General features: G+C 40.1%; 10 protein-coding genes. 1 reads left to right on the forward strand and 9 read right to left on the reverse strand.

What is annotated here, in order from left to right; all coding sequences use genetic code 11:
- Positions 1-111 precede the first annotated feature (111 nt).
- From FLL46_RS17715 to FLL46_RS17740, 6 genes are all read right to left on the reverse strand, one after another.
- A complete protein-coding gene (locus tag FLL46_RS17715) occupies positions 112-1,563 on the reverse strand; it encodes a sigma-54 dependent transcriptional regulator (RefSeq protein ID WP_142932654.1) in 1,452 nt (483 codons plus the stop codon).
- Between the two features lie 995 nt (positions 1,564-2,558).
- Entirely contained in the window at positions 2,559-4,457 is a 1,899-nt protein-coding gene (locus FLL46_RS27660) for a thiamine pyrophosphate-binding protein (protein WP_246119346.1), read from the reverse strand.
- Positions 4,458-4,965: 508 nt separating this feature from the next.
- Positions 4,966-5,634: a hypothetical protein gene (locus tag FLL46_RS17725; RefSeq protein WP_142932655.1), complete on the reverse strand. Its 669-nt coding sequence runs from the start codon at positions 5,632-5,634 to the stop codon at positions 4,966-4,968.
- A gap of 130 nt (positions 5,635-5,764) precedes the next feature.
- The gene (locus tag FLL46_RS17730) at positions 5,765-6,295 is read right to left on the reverse strand and encodes an REP-associated tyrosine transposase (protein ID WP_142932656.1); all 531 of its coding nucleotides are present in this window, start codon (positions 6,293-6,295) and stop codon (positions 5,765-5,767) included.
- Positions 6,296-7,218: 923 nt separating this feature from the next.
- Complete coding sequence (locus FLL46_RS17735; protein ID WP_142932657.1) at positions 7,219-7,575, reverse strand: hypothetical protein; 357 nt, start codon at positions 7,573-7,575, stop codon at positions 7,219-7,221.
- 57 nt (positions 7,576-7,632) lie between these two features.
- Entirely contained in the window at positions 7,633-7,968 is a 336-nt protein-coding gene (locus FLL46_RS17740; protein WP_142932658.1) for a hypothetical protein, read from the reverse strand.
- Positions 7,969-8,136: 168 nt separating this feature from the next.
- On the opposite strand from FLL46_RS17740, the gene FLL46_RS17745 reads away from it, so the two are divergent.
- Entirely contained in the window at positions 8,137-8,652 is a 516-nt protein-coding gene (locus FLL46_RS17745) for a helix-turn-helix domain-containing protein (RefSeq protein WP_142932659.1), read from the forward strand.
- Here FLL46_RS17745 and FLL46_RS27045 read toward each other — a convergent pair.
- From FLL46_RS27045 to FLL46_RS17755, 3 genes are all read right to left on the reverse strand, one after another.
- Positions 8,649-8,825 (reverse strand): hypothetical protein, encoded by a 177-nt coding sequence (locus FLL46_RS27045; RefSeq protein WP_168204213.1) that lies wholly within the window; start codon positions 8,823-8,825, stop codon positions 8,649-8,651. The genes FLL46_RS17745 and FLL46_RS27045 overlap by 4 nt on opposite strands.
- A gap of 139 nt (positions 8,826-8,964) precedes the next feature.
- Positions 8,965-9,177: a hypothetical protein gene (locus tag FLL46_RS17750; RefSeq protein ID WP_142932660.1), complete on the reverse strand. Its 213-nt coding sequence runs from the start codon at positions 9,175-9,177 to the stop codon at positions 8,965-8,967.
- 319 nt (positions 9,178-9,496) lie between these two features.
- On the reverse strand, positions 9,497-11,456 hold a 1,960-nt coding region (locus FLL46_RS17755; protein ID WP_142932661.1), incomplete at its 5' end, for a PD40 domain-containing protein.

An 11,456-nucleotide genomic window follows, 5' to 3' on the forward strand; every position in this document is an offset into this window, starting at 1 on the left:
ACAGTGAGTAGTTCTTGCCTAGGATTGTTTTTCAAATAGGTTTAACTGCCATCCCAACAAATGTGGAGTGACTGTTTCGGTTTGCAGACGGTTTAGAAAGTTGTCAGCTTTTTAACTCGCTTTTTGAAGATCATATTTGCGCATTTTCTCAACCAGGGTAGTACGACGCATCCCCAATCGTTTTGCTGCTCGCGCTACGACCCAGTCTTCTTCTGCGAGTGCTTGTTCAATGTAAGAAATTTCCAGCTTGGCAACAAACTCTTTTAAATTAACGCCATTTTCCGGCAAACTGGTTAGTGGGGTTACCGGTGCTGTTGTAGATGCAGCTAACTCATCTTGTTGCTCAGATTGGCGACGATCTCCAAGTTCCGGTTGGGGATAAGCGTCAATGCCATCGTTGTGTTGATATTCAGATGGCAAGTCTTTTAAATCAACCACGCCATAGGGATATAAAATGCACAGTCTTTCAATCAGGTTCGCGAGCTCGCGCACATTACCTGGCCATGCACATTGAATCAGCGATTGAACGGCATTAGGACTTAACCTGACCGAACCTCGTTTGTCATTTTCTAACCGCGCTACCAACTCATTAATCAATAGCGGAATATCATCTGCTCTATGACGCAACGCCGGCATTTCAATGGGAAAAACATTCAAACGATAAAATAGATCTTCTCGAAAACGATTTTCTTTAACTTCGGTTTCCAGCTTTCGGTGAGTGGCGGCAATGATGCGCACATCGGTTTCAATCGGCTGACTGCTGCCCACTCTTTCAAAAGTTCTTTCCTGTAAAACACGGAGTAGCTTAACTTGCATCGGTAAAGGCATATCGCCAATTTCATCAAGGAAAATGGTGCCGCCTTGGGCTAGTTCGAAACGGCCTTTTCTCGCCGTTAATGCACCGGTAAAAGCGCCTTTTTCATGACCGAATAATTCGCTCTCCAGTAATTCGGCGGGAATAGCACCACAATTGATAGGTACAAAAGGCTTGTCAGAGCGATTGGATAAATAATGCAGGTTTCGGGCGGCTACTTCTTTACCGGTTCCCGACTCACCCAGGATAAGCACACTCGCATTGGTTTCCGCCACCTGTTCAATTAGTCGTCTGATCCCTTGCATGGCGTTACTTCGCCCTACCATACTTCGGAACAACTCAAGGGATTTATTGTGATCGGAAAAAGCGTGTTGGTTATCGCGGCAATATTGGCAGGAATGGATAGCTTCTAAAACTTCATTTTGTCGCAACGGCCAACTGATACGTCCAACAATTTGTTGCGATAGTTGATTAGAAATATCACCAGACATCGCAATATCATCAAGCAATAAAACCGGCATGGTTTTATCTGCTGCAATAATTTCACTGATTATTGTGGATACGTCTGAATAGCTCTTCAACTGACCGAGTAAAACGCCAATGTAATGTTCAGAGTCTTTCAAATGCTTTTGCCAGTCATCGCTACCTGTTTCCTGGCAAGACTCACCGATAAAATCGAGAATTGTGATCAAGTCATGACAACGCTCTCGGTCATCATCAATGATTAACAGCTTCTTATTCTCCACCATCTAACTTTCCTTATCACCCCAATCGTGTGCAACTAATCTGTATAAGAAATAATCGAAGAAATATTTATATATGTTGATTTGTGAGTCTAGTTCTATTTCTAGTAAAGGAAAACCAGTTTGTCAAAGTTTTGTCATTAATTCATCAAAAGTGTCAAAAAATAACCAATTCGCTATTTCCCTTCGCCATATTAATAAGCCCTGATTATATCAAAACATTGTTTGAATCAGAGTTTGTCGATCTTTATCTGCCCACCAAAAAAGCAGAATTTTAAATAATATGTGGCACTACCGATACAAAAGAAGTGATTTACTCTCCTGAAAATGAAAAATTCAATAATATTGAATTTCTACAATCTATTTAGTTTATTTAAATGAAATTGTTTAACCGGAATTTGGGATAAGCACAGGGAATGAAAAATCATTAAACAGACAGTCTCGTCAAAAATCGTCTGGTCAAACATCAAGTAAGTAGAAACATCAATAAGTAGACAGTCTGTTCAAAGGTGGCAAAACTTTGCCTTTTCTAAGTGGCAACTCGTTTGCCGCAATTTCAGAGTAAAAATGACAGAAAAAGAAAAGGGGTCGATATTCGACCCCTTACCGTACGACTGAAGTTATGTGCAAAGTGGCTGTTCTCAGCAACCACATGCCCAAAATCTTCGCGCTCTAGCCCTTGAAATAAGCTGTTCTCAGCAACTTACCCCTTAAACTACAGCAGTGTTCCGAGGAACATAACCGAACATAAGCATCAGGAGAATTTATCATGGGTAATGATTTAATTTACTAATATCTACGTTGGTTGTGTATATAAAAGCAAAGGGTGTGCCAATTTTGAACAACAGATGAAAGCGGCAACAATGTTTTAATGTCTCGATAAAATTAAATACCTAACCTGAACTCTTTTCCCGGAATTCAGATTAGGTATATCGGTATTGTTATTTCGCTTCGCGGTAATTTTATTGATAAGGCATTTCACCAAGAAAGGTATACCGCTCCTAAACCGGCGTAGGAGCCTTTTCCGAATCAGCATCCAGCGCTTGAACCCGTTGCCCAATCGGAGGTGCAACCTCAGCGTCAATTTGCATATCTAACAACATCGGACCTGATTGAGACAAAATACTGCACCAGTCCAGTTCTCTTATCTGCTCCATATTCGAAATTCGGTAGGAAGGGATCCCCAACGCCTGACCAACCAGGGCAAAATTAACTTGCGGTAATTCGTTAGCAGTATTATCAAAACCTCTTAAGCGTTGCCCGTGTTTTATGGTTCCAAGGCAAGCATTGTTCATGACAATGAAAACAATATTGAGATTGTGTTCTTGCGCCAGGGTCATTTCTAAGCTGGACATCATCATGCTGCCGTCTCCGGTAATACAAAGAACCGGCGCTTTAGGATTGGCAAATTTACAGCCAATGGCAGCGCTAATAGCCCATCCCATACTGGCATACCCCATCGATATTTTGACGTGGTTTTTGGTGGCGTGTCTGGGGATATCCTGCATCCAGTAATGAGTTGACCAAAAAAAGCTATTACCGGTATCGATATATACACGTGTATCCCCCGGAATTTGGCTGCTAATGTAGGTAAATATCTGGCGAGGGTTAAGTGGAGTCGAATCGTTAATACAATCTTCCCAATGCATCACCGAAAAGTTTTGCGGTTTCTTTCTCGTTTCTTCCTGCTCCGGCGCCGCTTCAACATTGTTTTCTTGATCGCCTCCATCTTCAATTTCTGCGTCCATTTCCATATCTTCATTTTGAATTCCGTCACCTCGATATAGTTCGTCCTGGCGAGTTTTATTCGGGCAACAACGAAACTTAGCTCCCGTGCGCTTTAACAAACCTAATTCATCGGCCAATGTGGTAAATACTAATAAAGGGTTTCCGAGAATATTCAATCTGGCCATGTAAGAGCGAGATAAGAGTTCTGGATTGTTGCTGATGTGTATCATGCGCGAACTTAAAATAGTGGTTCCGTCCCAACCACAAGTAGCGCTTTCATCCAAATCTGCGCCAACCACAAAAATTAGCGACGCTTCTTCTTTTGATAATGTTTTTCGCGCAGACTCATGACCGGCAGTGCCGAACACACCTCTAAACAAAGGGTGTTTTGCGTTGATTAATCCTCTCGACATGGGAAAAGTCACTATAGGCCATTGTTTTGCTTCAGCGATTGTCATGATAAATGGCATCGCTTCTTCAGCGCCCGGCCCGAGCGCAAAAACCGCTTTTTTCGCAGACTTAATGATGCTGATCAGTTGTTTCATCTGCGCTTTATCCGGCGTGACCGCCATAGGCTTATTAAGATAAGGATAATCGTTAAATGCCGCTTTGATCGGCATCGCCAGAATATCCGAAGGGATGCTGAGGTGCACGGGTCCAGGGGTTAATCCCAGCGCGTGGGAAAGCGCGAGGTGAAGTTTGTGGACGAGTTGGTCTGGATGAGACACAAGCGAATTGTATCGAGTGCAGCCCTGAAACATGAGCATGCTATCAATGCCAGTTCCACTGGTTTCTTGCATGCCACCTCGCCCGAAAGTGCTAATAGGCGTTTGCGCTGTAATTGCCAGCATTGGAACATTATCAACAAACGCATTGGATATAGGCGTGATCAAATTCGTTGCGCCAGGACCAGAAGTTGTTCCACAAACGCCAATTTTACCGGTCTCTCGAAAATAACCATCGGCCATATAAGCAGCCCCGGCTTCGCTACGCGTTAAAATCCATTTAGGCACCACCTGACTTTGACGCTTTGACAATCGATTACACAAAGGATCAATATTGCCGCCCGGCACGCCAAAAATGTATGGGATATCTAACAAAGTTAAAAAATCAATTAATAAATCTGCACACGAAGTTGAGTGTGAGTTAACAACACGAGGTATGAGTTCCAAGGTTACTCTCCTTTGCCTGATTTTGGCATTTGCAACCTTGGCTAGAATCACTTTTGAGTCTTAAAGCCCAGGTTTATTGTTAGTTTAGTCGTACTCTCCTTGAAGTCTACGCCGGTCGTGTTCAGTTGGTTATTTTGAATATAAATAAAATACAAAATACCTTTATCTAATTATAAATCTCAAATTTGAGATATTGTGTTTAGTCACTTCTTTTCCACATCTTGACCGGAGGTTAAGAAGGTTAGACAGCCAAAAGAATCTCAAAAATAGTTTAAGAATTTCGAAATATCAAGAATAAAAATTTGATGGTTTTTTGATGATTTCATTGAAATAATGACACTCGTACATTTGAGCACAAGTAACGATTATCATTACCAATATTGTTAGTAATTTCATTAACAACTTCAGCTAAGTTTCAACAGAATTACTGACACTCCTGCTGTCCTTATTCAGTTAGAAACGACAACGATAATTGGGCTAAAATTTTAAAAAGCGCTGCGAGTATTTATCAGTGCTGAAGTATGATGTCATAATAATTTAACAAATCTTCTAATCTTTCTGTCAAGCTTGAAACATCGAGGTTTTCGGTGTAGAAAATCAGCGTATTATTTTCTGTATGTTCAGGAGACGGTAAAAATAGGTAACGAGTTTCTATCGGTTTAAAGTCGTGCGCATTGTGCGGTAATGCTTGTATACTGCTTCTAACAGATTCTGGATAACACTTACCGATAAAGTGTCCATTTGGTAGTTTAATTTCAGGGGTTGGGTACCATCCATAATTTTGTTCGATATAGCGCGTGTGCTCTTTTTGATCGCAAAACAGCGATTCCAGGTTACCATTTTTTTGCGAGTACTTTGCAACAAATGAAAACCTGGGAACATTGCGGTTATCAGCGTAGCCTGATTCATACTCGAAAAATACGTCAACACCTTTAATGACTATTGAGTAGCTATTGGGTTGAGGCGATGAGTAGTTATTGGCTATCAGTTCATCGTGAAGGCCTGTTCGTAATTGATATTCTTCGAAGACAAATGACAAAACAATGGTAACAATCACGGCTATCCCAGTCAGAACAGCTTTAACACGTTGCTTTGTAGAAACGCCTTCTCCTCGTATAGTGAGGAAGAGGTAATAAATTAGTAAAGCAACAGCGACAATTGTTACGAGTCTGATCATTGTATTTTAATTGAACAATAGAGCTAAAGTTATATTCGAGTATAAATCATTATTGGAGAAAAGTTCAGTTCATTAGGTTAACGGATATTGCTGGAGCAGACAAAGAAACTCAGTAATATTCACAAAAAGCTTATTCAAGCTCCCCTGCTCGAAATTCGATTTCGGTATCACCTCCCCAAAACTTTGTGTATTTTCCTTTGTTCAGGTCACGGTGAAATGAAGAATAGGGCCACTCGACGACATTTTTAACATAACCGTGTTTAACAGGATTATAATAAATGTAATCCATATGAGCCTGATAATCCGCATCATCTCGAATTTGATGTTCCCAAAATCGCCGCTGCCAAACTCCACGTTCGCCTTTACTTTTTCTTGAACTGGTTACCCGTTCGATTCGTGGTACACTTTGAGAGAAACACGATTTAATCAATCGCCAGCGGGTGGAAAAGTCAGCATCATTGCCGGGTAATGTCCAAATTGCATGCAAATGATCCGGCAATACCACAATTGCATCGATAATCATTGGGTGAGTTGCTTTTACGTTTTTAAATGCGTTGCGTAAATCATCGATATGATCGGTCAACAAAGTTTTATTTCTTTCAGCCAAATTGACCGTAAAAAAATAAGTACCACCTTTGGTATTTGCCCGTCGGTATTGCATTGTTTAAGTCCGTTTATGTTAGTGGAGAAATTTCCTTTCTCAGGTTATATCAAGCCATAAGAGTTGATTAGTATGCGGGCTCGACGAAAAGAATACAATAGTGATTTCCAAAAATTATATAGGGTTCTATATTTTTTTATTTTTTCAATTTTTCAATTTTTCCAAAAAAATCAAACTCCACTTTTCAAATTAACTACATTGTTGGGTTGCAACCCAACCTACGCGAATGAGAACTTGTAGGCTGGGTAGACGAAGGAAACCCAGCATTTTGGTTTAAACAATAGGAACACAAGCCCGATGTTTTTTAGTTTCTCCACAACATTAAGCCCAGTCTTTCAACTCAACCGAAATGTTGGGTTTTGCAACCCAACCTACGCAAATGTGAAATTTGTAGGCTGGGTAGATGAAGGAAACCCAGCATTTTGGTTTAAACAATAGGAACACAAGCTCAATGTTTTTTAGTTTCTCCATAACATTAAGCTCCGTCTTTCAACTCAACCAAAATGTTGGGTTTCGCAACCGAACCTTGCAAATGTGAAATTGTAGGCTGGGTAGACGAAGGAAACCCAGCATTTTGGTTTAAACAATAGGAACACAAGCCCGATGTTTTTCAGTTTCTCCATAACATTAAGCTCCGTCTTTCAACTCAACCAAAATGTTGGGTTTCGCAACCCAACCTACGCGAATGTGAATTGTAGGCTGGGTAGACGGAGGAAACCCAGCATTTTGGTGTAAACGATAAGAACACAAGGTCAATGTTTTTTAGTTTCTCCATAACATAAAGCTCTGTCTTTCAACTCAACCGAAATGTTGGGTTTTGCAACCCAACCTTGCGCTGACTTCAGATTGAGTTAAATTTTCGGTTACACGAAGCGACAAATTGGTTAAAGCTAGTTTGATTATTACGAGAGTTCTTCATTAAATTATTCCTTTAATTGTTTTGATGTACTTGTAAAGTTATTGAATTCTAAACTCGGAAAATCGAGTAACATTATCGACGAGTCGCTGATAAAATCTTTTTCAATTACGTTTGGGCGAATGACCTTTTCCGAAGTGGGGTCCACACGGTCGTGCTCATCAAGAATTCGATTAAGTCGTTGGTTTTCAGATCGACTTAAACCTGCCAGAAATGTTTTTCCCTTCGGACGCTTGAAAGAAGGTACAACGGTGATCGGCTGTCGAGTACAGTAGTCTAACTTTGGCGAGCTAATGTGGATGGCGATATTAATCTGTTTGGTTAACAGCGCTTTTTTCAGCGTCGGACTGAGTAGTATTTTCATCCTTTTTCCCTGAGTCTTTAAGTTATGATTTAAAAGTCGCGAGTGCGAAGTTAAACATCAGTGTTCGCTTTTCCTTTCAGTTCTAAATTGGTTGCTGTATCTATTTTCTAAAAACTGTTTCATGGCGTTAACGAAGTCGACCGAAAGAAAGTCGATATTTCGAAAAACAGTGGGGTTGTAGGGTTGTCCCAACACGTTCATCCCCAGATCAATTAGTTTTATTTCAATGTGATGCGCGGTGTAGTGAAGATTGAAAAATACAGACATGAATAGTTGCCTATCTTTCGTACAGTTTATATACCGGAGAAACTGCAAGGAAAAATCAGCGGTAGCCCCATTCACATCTCGAACATCTTTTAATAGCTTTATCAGTTCCAATGATTGTTTTGGCATTTGAATTCCTTTTTTGCGATTTTACCGTCAGTAAAATCCAGATTTATCAACAATGCTAAAACGACTTATATATTGTCGTTTTAACGGTTTTTCTATTTGCAACCAAAGATCGGTATACTCCGAATGAGTTAAACTAAATAAAAACTATTAACTAAGGCGGGGTTGAGTATGGAATTAACCGACGAATTCGGACGCAGAATGAAAGCACGGCGCCAATATTTTGGTTGGACCCAAAAAGAGCTTGGCGACCGAGTGGGAATTTCCAAAGGAACCGTTGGCGATCTGGAAAGCAACCGGATAAAAAAGACCGCGTTTCTGCCTCAAATTGCCGATACCCTTGAAATGAAAATTGATGAATTACTGGGAAACGATGCATTGTCTTATACCGATAAGCTCGCTGCCGTGGCCGCTCGCTCGCCGGTCAATTTATCGACATTGGCTAATGCCGTCGCCCAGGTGAAAGCGGCGACCGATGAAAAAGGTATTGTGATAAGTGATGATTTATTTTCGAAAATATCAGTCATTCTTTATCAATCCGCTAAAAAAGATTTAAGCGCTGCCACTTTAATCGAATTATTTTGCCCTGAAGGTTTAAGCGATGCTTCTCGTGCTTCATCCAAAGCAGCCTCCAAAAAAGCTTCACGGTCTGGTCCCAAAGAAAGAAAAACGAAAAAGCGAAGTTAAGCATAAAATTTCTCGTAGTGATCCAGATGCGCTTTTACTTTCTTATACCACTCAACTGTTAGACAAAAGCGGATAGCCTCGTCTGTTTCTGATTCTAAAGCCAGAAAAGCAACAAATAGTTCTCGCCTTTCCATTTTAACCGCCAAATCCGGCGTTATTGTTAGTTCACTCATCACTTTCTGCCTGTTAAAAAAACGTCATACAACTTATGAGTTCCCTAATGCCTATCCATAATTTGACTCAAATGACGTTGCAAACTTTTATTAAGATGTTTCGTTTGGTTCAATTATTTATCGCGTTATAAATACACAGCTATTTACCGACGCCGGTTACTAACCCCATGTTGACAATAAATAGTTGTTCATTTTCCTGGTATGCGGTGGTGTTTTCATATTCAGCAACAGACCAGTTTTCTCGACGTTGCATGTGGGCCAACATATCACCGACCACTTCATCAGCTACGCTCTCGGGATAACGAATAACGATTCGATTGTTGTGACCGGTGATTAATACAGACTCGCCCAAATTTTCGCCCTCCTGCAATTTAGTCTTGGATTGAAAGATGTATGCTTGACTAAATTATTGACTGAAATTTTGGTTAGCTGTAGGGAATAAACACTGAGTTAAATAAATTTATTACTGAAAAAAGACTGAATTTATCTCATATCGTCCCCTCGCCCCATGGGAGAGGGTTAGGGAGAGGGAATATCTCAACCAATATCTCAAAAATTTGAGATATTATTTAAAAAAATTAGATTGGAGTAAAATTTGTCTATTGAAAATAGGCTGAGTTATATTTTGGGGGAAAAGAGAGATGATTGTAATGAGAAGTGAGTTTCAGCAGTTAATTTTTAACTAGCGTAAATGCCGCCAGGTTATTTTGAACTTGTCCTTTTTTTGTCATTACAAGTTTTGTGAGCTTTTGATTTAATGAAAAAGTTCGGCTGGTCACCGGGGCCACTGTTTTCACTTCGCCGCTGGAAAGATCTTTACTGACTAACATTTTGTCTTTGCCTTTTCCATCAACGTAGTAAAGATGATTGTTAATTACATCAAAGGAATTTGAGTTTAGACTTAATACAGGAAAAGGTGCTTCAAATAGTTCTTTGATTCCACCTTCGGGTGATATTCGGTAAAAATAAGGTTTGTCGCCTTCTAGTTTGAAGAAGTATAGGTATCCGTCTTCTGCAGATTTGGGCATGAAGCCTTCGGTGATTGTCTCAACTGTACCCGACAAGCCGAGTTTCTTTATTTTCAACAGTTCGGCTTCTTTAACACCAATAAATAATGCAGTGTTATCATAACTGAATGAAATTCCGCCAACTGCTATGTTTTTTTGAAATTCGACCTGGCCACGAGCACTAATCAAATTGAGCTGATTACCTTTAACAAACGCCAAAGTTTTTCCATCTGGAGAAATAGCCAATTCAGAAATGGAATCGTGCTCGTTAAACTCAACAACTTTAGTTGGCAAATTGTTGCTGGTCATTAATAATTGGCGCCGACCATTTCGAAGAGATAGAAATGCAATTTGATCTGAGTCCTTCGATATTACGGCCCTGTAGTCATGCGCGGTTGAAGAAAGGTTGTTACTAATAGAACCACTTGTTAAATCGAAGATAATGATATCATTATCCTTCAACTCCCCGCGTACAAACCCAACTCTATTGCTTCCCATCGAAAACGGAAAGCTTTGTGGTTCAAGCATATTAGAGATAACTGGCAGCGTTTCTCCGTCAATATTAACAACCTCAAACCCACTTTCTCCCTTTACGAGTAAACTACTGGTATTAAGCCATGCCGCGGCATAAGGTGCATTTCGAAATCCCTTTAGTAGAAAGTCTGAATTCGTCGAGAAGTCAAAGATTCTTAGCTCTCCACGAATGTCTCCACCGGTCGTTAATCTTAAATACGCCATTAGATTAACCTCAGCGTTGTAATAAAGGCCATAATCTCCATACCTGGAGTTTGTCGGTGAGGTAATCGAAAAGCGTTCATTGGATATTAAATTGATTTCCTGAATATTGTTTGGCCGATGATTACCTTGTGGAAGCGAAATTAATAATGACTCATCTGTGCGCCATTGTGGAGTTCGTGCCCAGTATTGATGTGCACAGCTAAGAACCGAACGCTCATTACTAATTGATAGTTCTGTAGAATTAAAATCGGCAACCCAAACTTCACAATACTGATTATAGTCTGTCTTTACCCACGCAAGCTGTTGGCCAGAAGGAGAAAAGCTCGGTTCCGCGTTGTAAAATAATGCTCCGGTACTCTTTACTAAAAGTTTACTTTCTTCTGTTCCTAATCGCTGTACGCGTAAGTCCCATCCTGACCAGTTAACCGGTTTATGCATAAAAACGAGCACCGATTGCTCTATTGACGCAGATGCTCTTTTAACTTGGCCTTTTAAATGAGTAACAGTCTGTGAATCGACAGCTAGATATCCAGATACTTTATCAAGAGTTTGAGTTTTAATAGCAGCAGTGGTAACAAGTAAGCTAGAAACGAGAACAACAGATGACTTTTTTATAAAACGGTATATATCTGCTCTCGAAAAAACGTAATGAAACTTAACTTTAGGCAATAAAGCATAGTGGTTTTTTCGCGGGTTAATAATATATTTCCAAGGTTTGTTTTTATCACCCAACTCTTTCCGAAGAACGCCTAAAGTCTTGTGAAAATTCTCATCGGTGCAACCTTTATTCCTCCATACATTGTCAATAATATCTTGTCTTGTAGTCTTCTTTTTTTGGTTTTGAATAAGATAATCTAGAACTTGTGATGGCTTTAAAGTGAGGATG

The sequence above is a fragment of the Aliikangiella coralliicola genome (assembly GCF_007004725.1).
Lineage (GTDB): Bacteria > Pseudomonadota > Gammaproteobacteria > Enterobacterales > Kangiellaceae > Aliikangiella > Aliikangiella coralliicola.

What these genes read in the sequence shown, in the direction of transcription:
- FLL46_RS17715 (WP_142932654.1), bottom strand. Translation starts at nt 1,563, where the DNA reads ATGGTGGAGAATAAGAAGCTGTTAATCATTGATGATGACCGAGAGCGT.
- FLL46_RS17730 (WP_142932656.1), bottom strand. Translation starts at nt 6,295, where the DNA reads ATGCAATACCGACGGGCAAATACCAAAGGTGGTACTTATTTTTTTACG.
- FLL46_RS17740 (WP_142932658.1), bottom strand. Translation starts at nt 7,968, where the DNA reads ATGCCAAAACAATCATTGGAACTGATAAAGCTATTAAAAGATGTTCGA.
- FLL46_RS17725 (WP_142932655.1), bottom strand. Translation starts at nt 5,634, where the DNA reads ATGATCAGACTCGTAACAATTGTCGCTGTTGCTTTACTAATTTATTAC.
- FLL46_RS17745 (WP_142932659.1), top strand. Translation starts at nt 8,137, where the DNA reads ATGGAATTAACCGACGAATTCGGACGCAGAATGAAAGCACGGCGCCAA.
- FLL46_RS27045 (WP_168204213.1), bottom strand. Translation starts at nt 8,825, where the DNA reads ATGAGTGAACTAACAATAACGCCGGATTTGGCGGTTAAAATGGAAAGG.
- FLL46_RS17735 (WP_142932657.1), bottom strand. Translation starts at nt 7,575, where the DNA reads ATGAAAATACTACTCAGTCCGACGCTGAAAAAAGCGCTGTTAACCAAA.